The organism is Kitasatospora sp. NPDC087314 (assembly GCF_044744365.1).
In the GTDB taxonomy this organism is placed as follows: Bacteria; Actinomycetota; Actinomycetes; order Streptomycetales; family Streptomycetaceae; genus Kitasatospora.
Genome location: NZ_JBIUYE010000018.1, coordinates 32,759 through 50,179, shown reverse-complemented (window position 1 = coordinate 50,179; position 17,421 = coordinate 32,759). Strand labels below are relative to the sequence as shown.

The 17,421-nt window shown below is 73.4% G+C and carries 16 protein-coding genes and 1 pseudogene; 9 read left to right on the top strand and 8 right to left on the bottom strand.

Annotated elements, in window-relative coordinates; translation table 11 throughout:
• Positions 1 to 467: 467 nt before the first annotated feature.
• Positions 468 to 1,166 (bottom strand): SDR family NAD(P)-dependent oxidoreductase, encoded by a 699-nt coding sequence (locus tag ACIO5E_RS33115; protein WP_400675096.1) that lies wholly within the window; start codon positions 1,164 to 1,166, stop codon positions 468 to 470.
• A 105-nt stretch (positions 1,167 to 1,271) separates the two neighbouring features.
• Here ACIO5E_RS33115 and ACIO5E_RS33110 point away from each other — a divergent pair, with 105 nt between their 5' ends.
• The gene (locus tag ACIO5E_RS33110) at positions 1,272 to 2,150 is read left to right on the top strand and encodes a helix-turn-helix transcriptional regulator (protein WP_400675093.1); all 879 of its coding nucleotides are present in this window, start codon (positions 1,272 to 1,274) and stop codon (positions 2,148 to 2,150) included.
• A 40-nt stretch (positions 2,151 to 2,190) separates the two neighbouring features.
• Positions 2,191 to 2,595, top strand: coding sequence for a winged helix-turn-helix transcriptional regulator (locus ACIO5E_RS33105; protein ID WP_400675090.1), 405 nt, complete (start codon positions 2,191 to 2,193; stop codon positions 2,593 to 2,595).
• Between the two features lie 18 nt (positions 2,596 to 2,613).
• Here the strand turns inward: ACIO5E_RS33105 and ACIO5E_RS33100 are convergent, their stop codons facing one another.
• From ACIO5E_RS33100 to ACIO5E_RS33090, 3 genes and pseudogenes are all read right to left on the bottom strand, one after another.
• Positions 2,614 to 2,892 carry a hypothetical protein gene (locus ACIO5E_RS33100; protein ID WP_400675087.1) on the bottom strand — a complete coding sequence of 93 codons (279 nt, stop codon included), beginning with the start codon at positions 2,890 to 2,892 and terminating at the stop codon, positions 2,614 to 2,616.
• A gap of 204 nt (positions 2,893 to 3,096) precedes the next feature.
• Positions 3,097 to 3,351 (bottom strand): annotated as a pseudogene (locus ACIO5E_RS33095) (transposase); the annotation flags it as partial.
• A 367-nt stretch (positions 3,352 to 3,718) separates the two neighbouring features.
• A complete protein-coding gene (locus ACIO5E_RS33090) occupies positions 3,719 to 4,525 on the bottom strand; it encodes an exodeoxyribonuclease III (RefSeq protein ID WP_400675085.1) in 807 nt (268 codons plus the stop codon).
• Between the two features lie 277 nt (positions 4,526 to 4,802).
• Here ACIO5E_RS33090 and ACIO5E_RS33085 point away from each other — a divergent pair, with 277 nt between their 5' ends.
• Positions 4,803 to 5,576, top strand: a complete 774-nt coding sequence (locus ACIO5E_RS33085) for a GntR family transcriptional regulator (RefSeq protein ID WP_400675082.1) — start codon at positions 4,803 to 4,805, stop codon at positions 5,574 to 5,576.
• Positions 5,577 to 5,675: 99 nt separating this feature from the next.
• On the opposite strand, the gene ACIO5E_RS33080 is transcribed toward ACIO5E_RS33085, so the two are convergent.
• Positions 5,676 to 6,854, bottom strand: coding sequence for an ROK family protein (locus tag ACIO5E_RS33080; RefSeq protein WP_400675079.1), 1,179 nt, complete (start codon positions 6,852 to 6,854; stop codon positions 5,676 to 5,678).
• 406 nt (positions 6,855 to 7,260) lie between these two features.
• Entirely contained in the window at positions 7,261 to 8,913 is a 1,653-nt protein-coding gene (locus tag ACIO5E_RS33075) for a hypothetical protein (protein WP_400675077.1), read from the bottom strand.
• A 417-nt stretch (positions 8,914 to 9,330) separates the two neighbouring features.
• Between ACIO5E_RS33075 and paaK the strand changes: the two genes are divergently transcribed.
• Positions 9,331 to 10,587, top strand: a complete 1,257-nt coding sequence (gene paaK / locus ACIO5E_RS33070; protein WP_400675332.1) for a phenylacetate--CoA ligase PaaK — start codon at positions 9,331 to 9,333, stop codon at positions 10,585 to 10,587.
• Between the two features lie 82 nt (positions 10,588 to 10,669).
• Here paaK and ACIO5E_RS33065 read toward each other — a convergent pair whose 3' ends face one another.
• Positions 10,670 to 11,503, bottom strand: a complete 834-nt coding sequence (locus tag ACIO5E_RS33065; protein ID WP_400675074.1) for a hypothetical protein — start codon at positions 11,501 to 11,503, stop codon at positions 10,670 to 10,672.
• A 1-nt stretch (position 11,504) separates the two neighbouring features.
• Positions 11,505 to 12,203 (bottom strand): hypothetical protein, encoded by a 699-nt coding sequence (locus ACIO5E_RS33060; protein ID WP_400675072.1) that lies wholly within the window; start codon positions 12,201 to 12,203, stop codon positions 11,505 to 11,507.
• A gap of 135 nt (positions 12,204 to 12,338) precedes the next feature.
• Between ACIO5E_RS33060 and ACIO5E_RS33055 the strand changes: the two genes are divergently transcribed.
• From ACIO5E_RS33055 to ACIO5E_RS33035, 5 genes are all read left to right on the top strand, one after another.
• A complete protein-coding gene (locus ACIO5E_RS33055; RefSeq protein WP_400675069.1) occupies positions 12,339 to 13,016 on the top strand; it encodes a response regulator transcription factor in 678 nt (225 codons plus the stop codon).
• A 1-nt stretch (position 13,017) separates the two neighbouring features.
• Positions 13,018 to 14,409 carry a sensor histidine kinase gene (locus ACIO5E_RS33050; protein ID WP_400675067.1) on the top strand — a complete coding sequence of 464 codons (1,392 nt, stop codon included), beginning with the start codon at positions 13,018 to 13,020 and terminating at the stop codon, positions 14,407 to 14,409.
• 200 nt (positions 14,410 to 14,609) lie between these two features.
• On the top strand, positions 14,610 to 15,281 hold the full coding sequence (locus ACIO5E_RS33045) for a class I SAM-dependent methyltransferase (protein WP_400675065.1): 672 nt from the start codon (positions 14,610 to 14,612) through the stop codon (positions 15,279 to 15,281).
• 105 nt (positions 15,282 to 15,386) lie between these two features.
• A complete protein-coding gene (locus ACIO5E_RS33040) occupies positions 15,387 to 15,824 on the top strand; it encodes a GNAT family N-acetyltransferase (protein ID WP_400675062.1) in 438 nt (145 codons plus the stop codon).
• A 136-nt stretch (positions 15,825 to 15,960) separates the two neighbouring features.
• Positions 15,961 to 17,373, top strand: coding sequence for a pyridoxal phosphate-dependent aminotransferase (locus ACIO5E_RS33035; RefSeq protein WP_400675060.1), 1,413 nt, complete (start codon positions 15,961 to 15,963; stop codon positions 17,371 to 17,373).
• The last annotated feature ends 48 nt before the right edge of the window (positions 17,374 to 17,421 follow it).

The window sequence follows — 17,421 nt, the reverse complement described above, 5'->3', positions numbered from 1 at the left end:
AGTAGATCGTCTGTCAACGGTTGACTTCAAGATTCGTCAGGACGAGCAGGGCGCGCAGGAGGTGGGTGGCGCGGGTGGTCTCCGTGCTCACTCGCAAGTCCAGTGCGTCGCGCAGTAGTTCCGGTCAGGAACCCGAGCTGCCGCAGCATCGTCATCCTTCCGCCATCCCGACGGCGGCATCTGCCTCGGCGACGCTCTCCCAGCCCTTCTGCTTGAGTACAAACGCGGCGACGAGGGCGGCGACCACCAAGAAGGCGGCGGAGATGTGGAACGCCGTCTGGACCGCGCGGTCACCGGGCCCGACGGCGGCTACCGTCTCGACGTGCCGGGCCCCGGCTCGTACGTCCTGATCACCTCGGCCGGAGGTTCCGCCGACGCCAGTAGCGGCAGCGGTTCTCCTGTCCGGGACCGGTCTCGATGTTCTGCCCGTTCTGTTCTTCAGGGCCGGTGACCCGGCACCGCCGGTCTCAGGACCAGGCGATCTCGCCATGGCGGTCGATGAAGCGTCCGGTGCCGGCACCGGGCCCCTCGGTGGCGAGGGCGACGATCGCGTCCGTGCCCTCGGTGACGGTCTGGGAGCCGCTGTGACCGTTTATGTCGGTCGCGGTGTAGCCGGGGTCGGCGGCGTTGACGCGAATGCCCTTGAGCCCTTTGGCGTACTGCGTGGTCAACATCGTCAGCGCCGCCTTCGAGGAGGCGTACAGCGGCACGACGACGTGCGACTCGGACCGGCCGGGGTCGTGGGTGAAGGCGAGGGAGCCCATGCCGCTGCTGACGTTGATGATCACGGGGTCGTCCGAACGGCGCAGCAGCGGCAGGAACGCGGTGGTGGTGCGGACCACGCCGATGACGTTGACGTCGAGGACGGCGCGGGCCTCGGCGGCGGTGAGGTCGCCGGGATCACCGAAGGGACCCTGGACCCCCGCGTTGTTGATCAGGACATCGATCCTGCCCTCGTGCTCGGCGACGTCCGCGGCGGCGGCGGCCACGGACGCGTCGTCGGTCACGTCGATGGGGACGAAGCGTGCGCCCAGCGCGGCGGCTGCCTCCTCACCCCGCTCACGGTCGCGGGCTCCCAGGAGAACGGTGTGACCGCACGCGATGAGGCGGCGGGCGGTCTCGCGGCCGATGCCCTTGTTGGCTCCGGTGATGAAAGTGATCGTCATGCCTTCGATGGTTGCCTTGACGAGGGAGCCGGACCAGGGACGCTTCGACGGTGGGAAGACCAGTACCACCCTCGCGCCCCCGCATGTGATCGGGGACGCGGGAGGATGGAGAGCATGACGACGACACCCCCCGGAGCTGGACTGGGCGCGATGATCCGCACGTGGCGGAACCGGCTGCCCCCGTCAGCCGCTGGGCTGCCGGTCGTCCGCAAGCGCCGGGCTGTCGGGCTGCGGCGCGAGGAACTGGCCGACCTGGCCGGAGTGTCGGTCGACTACGTCGTGCGCCTGGAGCAGGGGCGGGCCACGACACCCTCGGCGTCGGTGGTGGCGTCCCTGGCGCGCGCTCTCCAACTGTCCACCGCCGAGCGGGACCACCTCTACCGGCTGGCCCAGATCGTGCCGCCGGCGGACGGCACGATCTGCGACCATCTCCCGCCCGGTATGCAACGGGTACTCGTCCGCCTCGGAGACGTACCGGTGGCCGTGTTCGCGGCGGACTGGCAACTGGTGTGGTGGAACCACGGGTGGGCCGCCCTGCTGGGAGACCCCTTGGCCTCGCCGCCGCGGATGCGCAACTTCGCCCGCGACAGGTTCCCGGTGGACGTCGATCACACCCCCCTCGCGCTGTGGCCGGTCACCGAGACGGACCCCGACACCGCCGACGCCGCCCTCGTCTCCGATCTGCGCCGCGCCACCGGCCGCTTCCCCCGGGACAGTCGCCTGGCCGCGCTGGTCCGCGACCTGAACGCAGGCAACGAGAGGTTCGCCGAGCTGTGGGCGACGGGAGAGGTGACCGCGAACCGCGAGGTCCGCAAGACGGTCGACCACCCGTCGGTGGGCCCGGTCACGGTGGACTGCGATGTCCTGACCGACGGCGACACCGAGCTCAAGATCGTCATCATGACCGCCGCGCCGGGCAGCGAGGACGAGACCAAACTCCAGCTCACCACCGTCGTCGGCCCACCGGCCGGCACGCGCAACTGATCCGCCCCGCCCATCGGCCGACCGACGGCCCACGGTTTTCGTGACGCACCAAACCGTTGGACACGCACCGACGGGTGATCAGGACGGCCCGCTGGCGGACTGCCCGGACAGCGCCCTCCTTCCGCCTGGCCACGAACCGCGGTGCCCTGTTGACATCACCCTCGCCGCGCTGGGTGGTCGGTGGACGCCGCTGGTAGTCCGCGAGTTCCTACGCCGCGGTCAGACCACGTACTCCGAACTGTCCGCCGCCCTGCCCGCTCTCTCGGACAGGCAGACCCAGTTGACCAGTGCGGGCGTCATCGAGCGTCACCGCACCCCGGGCTGGCCTCCGCGCGTCCGCTACATTCTGACCAGCCAGGGCCGGGCGCTGGAACCGGTGGCGCGCAGCATGTGGGAGCGAGGCACAGCGCGACGGGACGCCCTTGACCAAACGCCAGACCCGTAGAACACGGCCTGAACCTCGTCAGCTCCCCGGTTCTTGCTCGCTGCGGCTGGACGGTCTTCTACGATCCGGTGCATGGATCCTGAGCTGCTGGAACGGATCACCGCGCGGCGCGCGGAACTGGACGAACTCGAAGAACAGCTGGCCAAGCAGTTGGCGGAGGTACGGGCCGAGCGGAACGAACTCGCCGTCGCCGAACGCGTCCTTGAACGGGTGAGCGAACAGCTCGCCAACGAACGGGCATCGGTCACGCCGGCGCCCGGGCAGGTGGGCGGACGAGCGGTGATGCTGATCCCGCACCGCACGTCAGGCGTGGAGGAGAGCACACTCCCGCCGGACTACCAGCGCATTCTCGCCGCTGTGCGGCAGGCCGCCGGACCGGTCATGGCCCGGCAGGTCGGTGACGCGCTGGGAATCGACGTCAGTGTGCGGGCCAAGCTGGAACCGCTGCGCGGGAGACTGGTCAGACTCGTCGATCGCGGCTGGCTGCGGAAACTACCCGACCGAGGCGGCCTTGAGGATCTCGCAGGACCGGCGGAGCTCGGCGTTCTCCTTGCGCAGAGCGGCCAGTTCCTCCTTCTCGGCTGTGGTCAGCCGGTCGTCGCGCTCGCCGCGGTCGGCCTCGTCCTGGCGGATCCAGTTGCGCAGGGCCTCGTGGTGCACGCCCAGGTCCCGGGCCATCTGCCGGATCACCGGCTTCGGGTCGGCGGCCCGGTACGCAACAACGGCTCGCTGCCGCAACTCGGGCGGATACTTCATCGGTGCAGCCATGGCAGAGGCTCCCTTCTCACGACCCATCAGGTCATGTCCGGCAACCTTCCGCACCTCGGGGGAACCTCAGCGGAGGGGAGCAACCCCCGCGAGCGCGGGGGTTGCTCCGCCCGGATCGGGCAGACCACCATGAGGACCGGGTCGGCCCCCGCGAGCTTGGGGTTGCAGAGAGTTGCCCAGGTTGGTGCCGTGTTGGTGCCCAAGCCCTTCGGCGCGGTTACGGAACGAATCGACTTGTCAAACCGGCCGGGCGAGATCGCAGGCCTCGTTCACTGGTGCGGGTGGGCCTGGGCTGAGAGGTGCCGTGACCCCCGGGGCTGATTCTGAGAGTCGCTCAACTGTAGCTGTCTGTAAATCAGTTATCGCCGAAATCGAACTCGGCGGTGACGGGCGCGTGGTCGCTCCACCGCTCGGCGTGGGAAGCGGCGCGTTCGACGTAGGCCTTGACGCAGGTGTCCGCGAGTTTCTGACTGGCCATCAGATAGTCGATGCGCCAGCCGGAGTCGTTATCGAAGGCGCGGCCGCGGTAGGACCACCAGGAGTAGGGGCCGGTGCGGTCGGGGTGGAGGCTGCGGACGACGTCGACGTAGCCGGCCTCGTCGCAGACGCGGGAGAGCCAGGCGCGTTCCTCGGGGAGGAAGCCGGCGGACTTCTGGTTGGCCTTCCAGTTCTTGAGGTCTTCGGGGCGGTGGGCGATGTTCCAGTCGCCGCAGACGACGACCTCGCGGCCGTCGGCGGCGGCGCGGGTGCGCAGGGCAGTGAGGTGGACGAGGAATTCCGCCATGAAGCGTTCCTTCTCGTCCTGGCGCTCGGTGCCGACCTCGCCGGAGGGGAGGTAGAGGCTGGCGACGGTCAGCCCCGGCAGGTCGATTTCGACATACCTGCCCGAATTGTCGAACTCCTCCGACTCGAATCCGACGGCGGTCCGCTGCGGCTCCTGGCGGGACAGTACGGCGACGCCGGCCCGGCCCTTGTCGACGGAGGGGGCCCAGACCGCGTGCCAGCCGTCGAGGTCGCGCAGTTCGACGGGCAGTTGCCCGGGCTCGGAGCGCACCTCCTGCAGGCAGATCACGTCCGCCTCGGTGGCGGCCAGCCACTCGATGAAGCCCTTCTTGGCCGCCGCCCGGATTCCGTTCACGTTCACACTCGTCACCACGATCACCCGGGCAGCCTACCGAGTGCGGCGGCCTGGTCCGAAGCGTGACGCGCACCGCCCGCCGGATGACGTGAACGTGGCATGAATGTGTGCGACGGTCGCACCAAGCCGCGCCATTGGTCTTGACCATCTCCGGACGAAGCACCTAGGGTCGCTTACTGCAAAGACCTTTAATAAAGAAGGACGGATAAAAGCCCGCTCTCCCACCTGCCGCATCAGCGGACAGCGGGCCCGGGATCCGCCCTCCTTACCGCAGGGCGGAGACGACAGGGTGGAGGACAAGGTGGGGACGACAGGACAGCTCTCGGCGGTGCCGGAGCCGAAGTACTGGCACCTGCGCACGGTGCTGCTCCGGGCGATCGACTCGGAGTTCTCCATCGGTCAGGTCCTGCCCAACGAGCGCGAGCTCTCCGCCCGCTTCGGTGTCGCCCGCGCGACCCTGCGGCAGGCCCTCGACCAGCTGGAGCTGGAGGGGCGCCTGGTGCGTCGGCGGGGGATCGGCACCCTGATCGCGGCCCCGCGGGTCGGCGTCCCGGTCAACCGGCAGGAGGAGGGCTGGCCCGGCGCCGTCCGCAGCCAGGCCTGGCGGACGATCGACTGCACCACCGCCCCCGCGTCGGCCCAGCTGGCCAAGAGCCTCGGCATCGCCGAGGGCGCCACCGTGCACACCGTCCGCCGGGTCCGCCTGGTGGAGGGTCGGGCGATGGCCACCGAGTCGTTGCACGTCCCGGCTGCGGCGCTGCCGCACCTGCTCGGTTTCCGGGCCGAGAGCGACCGGGCCCGCTCGGTGCTGCGCCAGCTGGAGCGGCTGGAGGTGGACGGCGAGTCCCGCGCGGTCGAGCTGGGTGTCGCCGAGGCCGACGAGGCCGCCCTGCTGGAGCGCCCGCCCGGTTCGCCGGTGCTGGTGATGACCACCCAGTACGCCGCGGCCGGGCGCCTGGTGGCGGTCGCCGTCTCCACCTACCGGGCCGACACCTGCAAGCTGACCTTCGGCGAGACCGGCCTGGTCGAGGTCACCCCGGTCGGCGCTGCGGCCGAGGTCCGCAGCGCCTCCTGAACCATCTTTCCGACACCCTCAGGCCGAGGCCCGGACGCCCAAGTGGCGTCCGGGCCTCGGTCGTTGTGTGGTGGGTGGGGAGGGGCCCGCCCGGCCCCGTCAGGCCCGACCGTTGCCGGTGGTCGGCGGGTCGACGGCGAACAGCTGGTCCTCGACCTGGTCGAGGGCGACGCGCAGCGCGCCCATCGCGACGACCTCGGATCCGAGCGCGGCGAGGGCCACCTCGGGGGCGCGGAGGGTGAACTGGGCCAGGCGTTCGCGCAGCGGTTCCAGGACGCCGTCGAGGCCGGCCGCCCAGCCGCCGATCACGACGAGTTGCGGGTCGATGGCGAGGACGAGGGCGGCGACACCCTGGACGAGGCGGGTGAGGAAGCGGTCCATGGCGACCTTCGCGACCTCGTCGCCCTCCCGCGCGAGCCGTAGCACGCGGGCGACGGCGGCCTCGTCGAGCGGGTTGAGCGGCTTGCCGGTGGTGGAGAGGAGGCGTTCGGGGGTGACCTCCTGGCCGAGCAGGTGGAGGGCGCCGATCTCGCCGGCCGCGCCTCCGAAGCCGCGGTGGAGCCTGCCGTCGATGAGGGAGCCGGCGCCGGGGCTGAGGCCGGCCATGACGAAGACGACGTCGCCGGCGCCGACGGCCGCTCCCTGCCAGTGTTCGGCGATGGCGGCGAGGTTGGCGTCGTTCTCGATCAGGACGGGGCAGCGGAAGGACCGGCGCAGCCGGGCGCCGAGGTCGAGGCCGGTCCAGCCGGGCATCGCGGTGCCGAGCCGGACGGTGCCGTCGCGGTCGACGATGCCGGGGGTGCCGATGCCGACGGCCCACAGGTTGTCGCGGGAGATACCGGCCTTGCGCAGCACCTCGGCGACGGCGGTGCGGACGGCGGCGAGCCGGTCCTCGGCGTCCAGGGTCTCGTCGACCGGCTTGAAGTGACTGCCCACCACCTCGCCGGTGAGGTCGGCGAGGATGACCCGGATGTCGTGCACGCCGATCTCGATGCCGAGGATGTGCCCGGCCTCGGCGCGGAAGCGGAACCAGCGGGCCGGTCGGCCGCGGCGGCCGGTACCGGGCGGGCCGTCCTCCTTGGGCTGGTCGACCTCGGCGACCAGCCCGGTCTCGACCAGGCCCTCGATGACGCCCTCGACGGTCGGGCGGGAGAGCCCGGTCTCGCCGACGAGCTGAGTGAGGGTCACGGAGTGGCCGGTCCGCAGCGCCCGAAGCGTGACCGCCGCGTTGATCCGCCGCAACAGCGAGGAGTCTCCTCCGGTGAGCCGATCCGCCAATGCGATGCCCTTCGCCGTTCGCGCGACTGCCCTGGCGCGCGGTGTCGAGTGCGCGGTGCCCACCGAGTGGCCCGCGGGGGTGTGCCACCCGGAACGCGGCACGGCGGCGCGGGGCCGCCTGCGCCAGGGCCGGAGGACATGCGGAGCCTACCCGGGCGTGGGCCCGGTGGGCGAGAATCCTTGCAGCTCATCCAGGCTTCGGTATCGAAATGGTACGGATCGGGTGGCGGTGTGTGATCCGGGCTTCACCGCCCGGCCACGGAAGGCCCACGACCGCGCCGCCGGGACCGCACCGACCAGCGGGAACGGGCGGAGAGCGCCGAGCCGAGGCTGAGCCGGGAGCCGGGAGCCGGCCGACAGGGCGCTGAGCGCGGGGAGGCGGGCACGGCCCGATCGTAGCGGCGGCTCAGGGTATCCGGGCCGCGAACAGGCGTTGCCCGAGCAGTCCCATCGGGTGCCCGTCCTCGGGCAGCGCGAGGACGGTCGGACAGCCGGCGGCGGTGAGCGCGGCCCGCCAGTGCTCGGCGGCGAAGGCCGTGGCTGCCGGGGAGATCGGGGACGCCGGGGACGTCGCGGATATCGGGGACGCCGAGGGCGAAGGGGAAACGGGGGAGGCCCGGAAGGCGGCAGCGACGGAGGCGAGGGCCGGGAGCACGTCGGCCTCGGCCTCGGCCTCGCCCGTGATCAGCAGGTCGAGCTGTTCGCCGGTGGGCGCGAGCAGCAGCAGGTGCCCGCCGGGCGCGAGCTGGTCGACCAATTCCTGGACGGCGCGGTCCGGACGGCCGGTCGCGGTGGCGACGACGATGTCGTAGCGGCCGCCGTCGGGCAGTTGGTGGTGGTCGGCGTGCTGCCGGGGTCGGACGGCGAGGGCGCGGGTGATCGCGGAGTCGGCGCCGTCGTGGCCGAGTTCGAGGACGCGCAGCGGTACCGGCCCGTCGTGGGTCTCGGCGAGGCCGCGGACCAGCGCGCCGAGGGCGGCGCCGAGGTAGCCGCGGGCGGCCGTCCAGCGGATCGGGGTGGCGGCCGGCCGGGGCGCATCCTCGCCGGTGATCAGCCGGGGCAGCCGCAGCGCGCCACGCCGGACCCGGTCCAGGGCGGCGAGCGGGCCGAGCCCGTCCGTCCAGGCCTCGACGGCGGGTCGCCAGGCCTCCCGGACCTCGGCCGCGGTGAGTTCGGTCCGCCCGTGGTGGACGCCCTCGTGCCGGGTGATCAGGCCGTGCCGGGTGAGCGCGTCGAGCCAGCGGCCGACCCGGGGCCGCTGGGCGGGGGTGACGAGGGCGGCGGCGAGGACCTCGGCCTCGGTGTGCCCGCGCCCGGGGTCGGTGAGGACGCCGCTCTGCTGGAGGGTCAGCAGCAGCGAGGCCAGCACGGCCTGGTCGAGGTGGGCGCCGAAGGCCTGGACCTGTTCGGCGGTGACGCCGATGGTGTGCTTCCAGGCGGTGGCCGAGGCGGCGTCGACGGCGGCGCGCAGCCGGTGGTCGGCGGCCTCGGCGTGGGTGTGCGGGGCGCGGACGTGGGCGAGGACGGCGCCGAGCGCGTCGACGGCGGCGTACACGTCCTCCTGCTGGGGTTCGGGGCCGACGTGCAGGACGAGCCGCAGGGCGCCGAGGTCGTGGGTGGCCAGGCCGGGGCGGCGGCTGAGGCGCCAGAGCAGGGCGGAGGGCAGGCTGAGGTGGGTGGTGGCGTCGGCGGCGAGGGCGGCGAGCTGCTGGTCGGGATCCTGCTGGGGGTCGCCACAGTGGACGGTGCCACCGGCGAGCAGGGTGGCGAGGGCGAGTTCGACGGCGAGGTCGGTGGCGGGGTGGAGCACGGTGTGCCGGATGGGCGGCGGGCCGAGGACGCCCGCCCAGTGCTGCAGCCGTTGTTCGGCGGTGCGGGCGGCGGAGGGCGGCAGCGCGGCGTGGGCCGCGACGCGTTCGGCGAGGATCCGGGGCAGGCCGCCCGGTGGGGAGACGCCGAGCAGCAGGCCGATGCCGCTGATCGCGCGCCCGTCGGCGACGACGGCGGGTCGGTCGCCGAGTTCGCGCAGCGCGCTGACCAGGGCGGGAGTCGTGGGCACGGTGATCACTCCGGGGTGCGGGGGAGAAACCGCACCACTGAACCATGCGGCCGGGCCGGCGGATGCCGTGCACGGGTCAAAATTCCGTAATGATTTTCATATCGGCCAGCCAAGGTGGCCGTCCGATCTCCGCCTGAAACGGATGGAACTTCGCATTCCGGATCCGCTGCACAACCCTTGACAGGTGGTTCGGGCACTGGGTTACTTGGCCGTGGGCCAGCCCTGACCGAACGATCGGTCGGCGTCCCGTATCGGCCGACCTGCGAAGGAGCGACGATGACCGGCAGCGCACCCGCCCCGCGCCGACACCTCGGGGAATCCGGTCGGTATCCGGGGGAGCCCGGGCGACGGCTCGGGGAGTCCGGTCGGCGCCTCGGGGAGCCGATCCCGTCCGCTCTGCTGGACGCCGGCGAGCGGATGGGCGTCGACGAACTGCGCGCCCATCAGCTCACCCGGCTCCGGGCCACCCTGCGGCACGCGTACGACAACGTCGAGCTGTACCGCCGCAGGTTCGACGCGGCCGGCGTCCGCCCCGAGGACTGCCGCACCCTCGCCGACCTCGCCCGCTTCCCCTTCACCACCAAGGCCGACCTGCGCGAGGACTACCCGTTCGGCATGTTCGCCGTCCCGATGGAGCGGGTCCGCCGGATCCACGCCTCCAGCGGCACCACCGGGCGCCCGACCGTCGTCGGCTACACCGAGAACGACCTGTCGATGTGGGCCGACGTGGTCGCCCGGTCGATCCGCGCGGCCGGCGGCAGGCCCGGGCACAAGGTGCACATCGCCTACGGCTACGGGCTGTTCACCGGCGGGCTGGGCGCGCACTACGGCGCCGAGCGGGCCGGCTGCACCGTCATCCCGGCCTCCGGCGGCATGACGGCCCGGCAGGTGCAGATCATCCAGGACTTCCGGCCCGAGATCATCATGGTCACCCCCTCCTACCTGCTCACCCTGCTGGACGAGTTCGAGCGGCAGGGCGTCGATCCGCGCAGCACCTCGCTGCGCATCGGGATCTTCGGCGCCGAGCCGTGGACGGAGGAGATGCGGTGCGAGATCGAGGACCGGCTCGACCTGCACGCCGTCGACATCTACGGCCTGTCCGAGGTGGTCGGCCCCGGCGTCGCGCAGGAGTGCGTGGAGACCAAGGACGGGCTGCACATCTGGGAGGACCACTTCTACCCGGAGGTCGTGGACCCGTTCACCGACGAGGTGCTGCCCGAGGGCGAGAGCGGCGAGCTGGTCTTCACCTCGCTCACCAAGGAGGCGCTGCCGGTGATCCGCTACCGCACCCGCGACCTCAGCCGGTTGCTGCCCGGCACCGCGCGGCCGGCCTTCCGGCGGATGGAGAAGGTCACCGGGCGCAGCGACGACATGATCATCCTGCGCGGGGTGAACGTCTTCCCGACCCAGATCGAGGAGATCCTGCTGCGCACTCCGGGCGTCGCGCCGCACTTCCAGCTACGGCTCACCCGGCAGGGGCGGCTGGACCACATGACCGTCCGGGTCGAGGCGCGCCCGGATGCTCCGGCCGAGCGGCGGGGGGCGGCGCGGGCGGAGATCGTCCGGGCGGTGAAGGACGGCGTGGGGGTGACGGTCGCTGTCGAGGTGGTCGAGCCGTACGCGCTGGAGCGGTCGGTCGGGAAGATCCGGCGGGTGGTCGACGAGCGGGGGTAGGGGTGAGGCCTGGAGGCCGGAGGCGCACGGCTGTCCGGGGGGTGATGCCGTACGCCTCCGACGTCTACAGCAATGTAGACGCTTAGGCGGTGGAACGTCCACTCGCCGTCCGTCGGCGGTGTGCCCGGGTCGACAGGACGAGGGCGGCCGCCATCAGCACCGCCAGGGCCAGGCTCACCGGGCCGGTGCCGAGTGCGAGGCCGCCCCGGTCGGTGCCCACGCCCAGCCAGTCCGCGAACGAGGCGCCCAGCGGGCGGGTCAGCACGTACGCCCACCAGAACCCGGCCACCGGGCCGACCCACCGGGCCCGCGCCGCCACCGCCGGGACGGTGATCAGCACGGCGAAACCCAGACCGGCCAGCAGGTACCCGGCGTGCAGCGTGGCCGCCGTCAGATCGCCCAGCGCGGTGCCCAGCGCGAAGGTCAGCAGCACCGCCGCCCAGTAGAACAGCTCCCGGCGCAGCCCGGTCACCCGGTCGATCGCCAGCGAGCCCTCCACCCGGTGCCAGAGCAGGAACAGCGCGGCCAGCGCCACCGCCAGCCCACCCGCAGACACCGCGTACGGCACGCCCAGCGCGACGTGCGCCACATCGGCGACCATCGTGCCGAACACGCTGACCAGCACCACCACCGCCCAGTACATGCCGGGCACGCAGCGGCGCAGCCGCAGCTGGACGAGCAGCGCCACGGCGAGCAGCAGTCCGGCCGCCGCGACCGCCGGCACCGGGCCCACGGTGTGCGCCAGGAAGTCCGACAGGGTCTCGCCCATGCCGGTGGTCAGCACCTTCACCAGCCAGAACCAGGCGTCCACGGCCGGGACCTTGCTCGCCCCGGGCGTTCCGGCCCCGGCCGCTCCAGCCTCGACCGGGGTGCCGGGGCGGGCCGAGGCCCGGGGCATCGTCGTGTGCCGGGCCATGTCAGCGCCCGGACCCGTCGACGACGGTGTTCCCGGTCAGCTCGCCGCTCGTGCCGTCGACGGTCACCAGGTGGCGCACGCCGTCCGGGCCCACGACCACCACGGCCCAGGCGGCGGCGCCGCCCTGCTGGGTGACGCGGCGCAGCGACTCGGCCCGCCCGCCGGGGACGGCGCCCTGGGCCTTCTCCAACGCGGCCGAGGCGGCGAGGGAGGGGAGCGGGGCCGGGGCGAGGCGGGCGTCGGCCCCGGCCTGGCCGCCGTTCTTCCCCTGCTCGCCGTCCCGCCCCTGCCCGCCGCCGTGGTGGCGGCCGTCCTTGGCGCGCCCCTCGCCCGGGGCGTTCCCGCCGTGCTCGCCGGATTCGCCGCGCCGGCTGTTCCCGCCGTGCTCGCCGTGCTCGTCGGACGAGCCGCCCTCGGCCCGGCTCATCGCGCGGTGGCCCTCGCGCCCGTGCTCCTCGTGGGCGACCGCCAGTGTCAGCCCGCCCGCGCCGATCAGCGCGACGGCGGCCACCCCGGCGGCGATCCGGCGCTCCCGGCCGGCCGCCCAGCCGCGCAGCCGCGCCGCCCGGGGCCGCTTCGGCGCCCGCTGCGGATCCTGCGCGGTGTCGTGCGGGCCGTCCGGTCCGTGCAGGCCGGCCGGTCCGTCCGATCCGTTCGGGCCCTCCGGGAGCGGAGGGGTGGACGACGTGGCGTCGGTCATCGGGCGTTCTCCTTGCCTCGGCTGCTCACCGCGCCCGGAACCCCCGGGGCGCGCCCGGCGATCATGGCGGACCGTTCCTGAACCTCCGCTTAAGCTGCCGACGGACTACCAGGCATCACCTGGCACCCTGAACGGATGCACCTACTCGTCGTCGAGGACGAACACCGGATGGCCACCGCGCTGCGCCGCGGCCTGGAGGCCGACGGCCACACCGTCGACACCGCCCACAACGGGCCCGAAGGCCTCGCCCTCGCCGACCGGCACCCCTACGACGTGATCGTCCTCGACATCATGCTGCCCGGCCTCAACGGCTACCGGGTCTGCGCCCGGCTGCGCGCCAACGGCTGCCGGGCCGGAATCCTGATGCTCACCGCCAAGGACGGCGAATGGGACGAGGCGGAGGCCCTGGACACCGGCGCCGACGACTACCTGTCCAAGCCCTTCTCCTTCGTCGTCCTGCTCGCGAGGCTGCGCGCCCTGCACCGCCGGATCGACCAGCAGCGCCCGCGCCTGCACACTCTCGGCGACCTGGTCCTCGACGCCAACGCCCGCACCTGCGCCCGGGCCGGCAGCCCCACCCACCTGACCGCCCGCGAGTTCGCGATCCTGGAGTACCTGGCCGCGCGCGCCGGGACGGTGGTCTCCAAGCGCGAGATCCTCGACCACGTCTGGGACGCCGACCACGACCCCGACCCCAGCATCGTCGAGGTCCACATCCACGCACTGCGGCGCAAGATCGACGCCCCGTTCGGCCGCGCCGCCCTGCAGACCATGCGCGGCGCCGGCTACCGGCTCGCCCCCGACGGCGGCTGAGATGCGCCCGCGCCTTCCCCGACTCCCCGGCCCGCTCGGGCGGTTCGTCCCCCGGTCGGTGCGCGCCCGGGCCACCGCCGCCGCCGGTACGGTGCTCGCCGCCGCCCTCGCCCTGGCCGGCGCCGGGCTGCTCGCCGCCCTGCACGCCGACCTGGTCGCCTCCGCCGCCTCCGCCACCAGGCAGCAGGCCGACTCGGTCGCCCAACTCGCCGTCCAGGGGCGGCTCACGCCCGTCCTGCACGCCGGCCACGGCACCGACTTCCTGCAGGCCGTCGACGCCCACGGCACCGTCCTCGCCGCCAGCCCCAACCTGACCGGCCGGCCCGCCCTCACCGCCGCCCACCGCACCGGCTCGCACACCACCGACGACGTCGACCCGCTGTACGACCACCACCGCCAGCGACTCACCGCCGTCACGGCCGACACCCCGAGCGGGCCGGTCACCGTCTACGCGGGCGCCTCGCTGCGCGCCGCCGACGAGGCGCTCGACATCACCCAGGCCGCGCTCGCCGTCGCCTGCCCGCTGCTGCTGCTCACCGGGGTGGTCGTCACCTGGCGGGTGACCGGGCACGCGCTGCGGCCGGTGGAGGCCATCCGCGCCGAGGTGGACGCGATCACCGGGCAGGATCTGCACCGTCGTGTCCCCGAACCCGGCACCGCCGACGAGATCGCCCGCCTCGCCGCCACCATGAACGCGATGCTCGACCGGCTGGAGGCCTCCGGGCGGCGCCAGCGGCAGTTCATCGCCGACGCCTCGCACGAACTGCGCAGCCCGCTCGCGGTGTTGCGCACCCAGCTGGAGGTCGCCGACACCCACCCCGACCCGGCCGTCCGGGCCGAACTGGTGCACGGCGCGCTCCAGGACACCGACCGGCTGCAGAGCCTCGCCACCGACCTGCTGCTGCTCGCCCGCCTCGACGCGGGCGGCGGCGAGGACCGGCCCCGGCAGCGGGTGGACCTCACCGGGCTGGTCGCCGCCACCGTGCTCGGCCGCCCCGCCGGCCCGCACCGGCGCACCACGGACCTCGCCCCCGCGGTGGCCGTCGACGGCATCCCGCTCTGGCTCGGCCGACTGCTCACCAACCTGCTCGACAACGCCGACCGGCACGCGGCGGGCACCGTCCACGTCCGGCTCGCCGCCGACCGTGCCCGGGGCCTGGCCGTCCTGGACGTCGAGGACGACGGCCCCGGCATCCCGCCCGCCGACCGCGAGCGCGTCTTCGAACGCTTCACCCGCCTCGACGACGCCCGCAGCCGGGACGAGGGCGGCAGCGGCCTGGGCCTGCCGATCGCCCGCGACATCGCCCGCCACCACGGCGGCACACTGGCCGTCACCCCGACGCCGTCCGGGGCCCGGCTCACGGCGACCGTCCCCCTGGCGACCGACGGCTGACGGCGCCGGAGACCCGTTCGGCGTCGCCGGGACGACGGTCGCGTGGCCGGTGGCAGGCCCGGGCCCGGGCCTGCCCAGGCTCCGCAAGCTCCTGGCGGAAGCAGCGGCGGTGGCTGCGGCGGTGGCTGTGGTGGCGGGCGCGAGCGCCCCCGCCGGCTCGGGGAACGCCCGTCCCGGCGGTGAGGCCCTATGCTGCGGGGATGCCGAGTGAGCTGCGCACTCTTCAGCCGGAGACCGACCTCGCCTTCGTCCGGCGCGAGACCGAGCTGAAGCCCGTCCCGTTCGTCCCCGAGGTCGGCCTGCACATGGCCGAGGACGCGATCACCCTCTGGGAGACCACCGAGCGGGTGCGCGGGGAGGTCGGGCTGCCGCCGCCGTTCTGGGCGTTCGCCTGGGCCGGCGGGGTGGCCGTCGCCCGCTACGTGCTGGACCACCCCGAGCTGGTCGCCGGGCGGACGGTGCTGGACGTCGCCGCCGGGTCCGGGGTGGTCGGCGTCGCGGCCGCGCTGAGCGGTGCGGCGGCCGTCCGCGCGGCCGAGATCGATGCCTACGCGGTGGCCGCCATCGACCTCAACGCCGAGGCCAACGGCGTCCGGGTGGAGGCCGCCCTGGTGGACCTGGTGGACGGCGACGGCGCCCCGGCCGACGTGGTGCTCGCGGGCGACGTGTTCTACGAACGGGCGATGGCCGCCCGCTTCCTGCCCTTCCTGGAACGGGCCGCCGCGCGCGGCGCCACCGTCATCGTCGGCGATCCCGGCCGGGCCTACCTGCCCCGGGAGCGGTTCACCGCGGTGGCCGCCTACCGGGTGCCGGTCGTCGCCGACCTGGAGGACACCGCGGTCAAGCCCACCACGGTGTGGCGCCTGGGCTGACGGCCCGTCCACCCGCGGTGTGGGCCTGCCGGCGGCGTCCGCCCGCGTCCGTCCGCGTCGCGGAATTCCCGGCGGCGGGGCGAAAGCGCCTGCTAGACAGGCCGCATGACCGACACGATCACCCTGCGCGCCGCCACCCCCGACGAGATCCCCGCCCTGCTCGCCCTCTGGGCCCGGGCGGCGAAGGGCGCCAGCATCACGGACGACGAGGCGGGCGTGGCCGCGCTGCTCGCCCGGGACCCGGAGTGCCTGATCGTCGCCACCCCGGTGGGCGACCCGGCGACGGTCGTCGGCACGGTGATCGCCGGCTGGGACGGCTGGCGCTGCCACCTCTACCGCCTCGCCGTCGACCCCGACCACCGCCGCCAGGGCATCGGCGCCGCCCTGCTGGCCGCCGCGGAGGAGCGCTTCGCCGCGCTCGGCGGCCGCCGAGCCGACGCCATGGTGCTGGACGACAACGCCCTCGGCCACCGCACCTGGCAGGCCGCCGGCTACCACCCCGAACCGCGGTGGAGCCGCTGGGTCAAGCCGCTGCCCGCCTGAGTCCACTCCCGTCCGGACGGCCGCCGAGCGCTGGCGGCCGTCTCCGGTGCATGGTCCGCTGGTGTCGATGCGTGTCCGAACGACCGTGTTCCGGCACGCCGTCCACCCCCATCGTGCCACCGGAGAAGGACCCGTCATGACCGACGACACCCGCACCCTCGCCTCGCCCGAGGCGGCCGCCGAACTCCTCGGCCGCCTGCCCGACCTGGAGCAGGCCCTCGCCTACTACCACCAGGAGGTCGCGTCCCCCGAGGCGGTCAACCTGTCCGTCGCCGAGAACGTCCTGCTGTACCACCACTCGATGAAGAAGAAGGTCTTCGACAACATCCGCCTGCTCCCCGAGCGGTACATCCAGTACATCGCCTCGGCCGGCACCCCGGAGCTGCGCGGGCAGGTCGCGGCCCTGCTCACCCTGGCGCTGGGCGCCAAGGTCGAGGCGGACCACGTGTTCGGTGTGGCCGGGGTCTCCTCCGCACTGGAGTGCATCGCCTTCGCGCTCAAGGGCCCCGACCCGGTCGGACCGCGGCTCAAGGACGGCGACGAGGTGCTGCTCCCGGCGCCGTACTGGCAGGGCTTCAACTGGTCCTTCGAGGAACGGCCCAAGCTGAAGTGCGTCCCGGTGCAGCTGCCGACCACGGGCGCGGACCGCTATCGGCTCACCCTGGCCCTGATCAAGGACACGTACGAGGCCCGGAAGGCCGCCGGTCGTGCGCCGCGCCTGCTGGTCCTCACCAATCCGCACAATCCGCTCGGCGTCAACTACTCGCGGGCCCTGCTGGACGAGATCTACACCTGGGCACTCACCAAGACGGACATGCACATCATCTCGGACGAGATCTACTGTCACTCCCAACTCGACAGCAGCACGACGAACTTCACCAGTGCGGTGGCCCTGGAGGCGTACCGGACGCACGCCGACCGGATCCACGTCGTCTGGGGCTTCGCCAAGGACTTCGGCCTGTCCGGCTTCCGCACCGGCTTCGTGCTCTCCAAGAACGCCGCCGTGCGCCGCACCATGCTCGGCGGCACGGACGAGGCCGAGACCACCCACCCGCTGCCCTGGTTCAGCCCCTTCGACTCGCTGAAGACCTTCGTCATCCAGTACCTGCTGAGCGCCCCCGCCGACGGCCCGAGCGGCGAGCTGTACACCACCTACGCGATGCGGGAGTACCGCGCGCTGCTCAAGACGAGCTTCGGCAAGGTCAAGGCGGCCCTGGACACCGCCAAGATCGACTACGTCCACCAACCCGGCGACAACGCCGCCCAGTTCTTCTGGGTCGACCTCACCAAGTACCTCGGCAAGCGCCGCCCGGGCCACGCCGAGGCGGACGAGAGCGTGCTGGCGCTGCCCACGGGCGGTCTCGACACGGACGAGGACTGGCTGTTCAAGTACCTCGCGGCCGAGCCCACCGAGGTCACGCTGCTGCCCGGCGGCGTCATGCACAACCCCGCGCCGGGCTTCTTCCGCCTCTGCTACACCGCCCGGCAGCCCGAGGACGTCGTCGACGCGGTCAAGCGGGTGGCCACGGCGCTGGCGCAGTTGAAGTAGCCGGACCCGTGGGTGGGGAGGGCCGGTTCGGGTCGGACCGGCCCGGGG

What these genes read in the sequence shown, in the direction of transcription:
- ACIO5E_RS33115 (WP_400675096.1), bottom strand. Translation starts at nt 1,166, where the DNA reads ATGACGATCACTTTCATCACCGGAGCCAACAAGGGCATCGGCCGCGAG.
- ACIO5E_RS33110 (WP_400675093.1), top strand. Translation starts at nt 1,272, where the DNA reads ATGGAGAGCATGACGACGACACCCCCCGGAGCTGGACTGGGCGCGATG.
- paaK (WP_400675332.1), top strand. Translation starts at nt 9,331, where the DNA reads ATGGGCGTCGACGAACTGCGCGCCCATCAGCTCACCCGGCTCCGGGCC.
- ACIO5E_RS33065 (WP_400675074.1), bottom strand. Translation starts at nt 11,503, where the DNA reads ATGGCCCGGCACACGACGATGCCCCGGGCCTCGGCCCGCCCCGGCACC.
- ACIO5E_RS33060 (WP_400675072.1), bottom strand. Translation starts at nt 12,203, where the DNA reads ATGACCGACGCCACGTCGTCCACCCCTCCGCTCCCGGAGGGCCCGAAC.
- ACIO5E_RS33055 (WP_400675069.1), top strand. Translation starts at nt 12,339, where the DNA reads ATGCACCTACTCGTCGTCGAGGACGAACACCGGATGGCCACCGCGCTG.
- ACIO5E_RS33050 (WP_400675067.1), top strand. Translation starts at nt 13,018, where the DNA reads ATGCGCCCGCGCCTTCCCCGACTCCCCGGCCCGCTCGGGCGGTTCGTC.
- ACIO5E_RS33045 (WP_400675065.1), top strand. Translation starts at nt 14,610, where the DNA reads ATGCCGAGTGAGCTGCGCACTCTTCAGCCGGAGACCGACCTCGCCTTC.
- ACIO5E_RS33040 (WP_400675062.1), top strand. Translation starts at nt 15,387, where the DNA reads ATGACCGACACGATCACCCTGCGCGCCGCCACCCCCGACGAGATCCCC.
- ACIO5E_RS33035 (WP_400675060.1), top strand. Translation starts at nt 15,961, where the DNA reads ATGACCGACGACACCCGCACCCTCGCCTCGCCCGAGGCGGCCGCCGAA.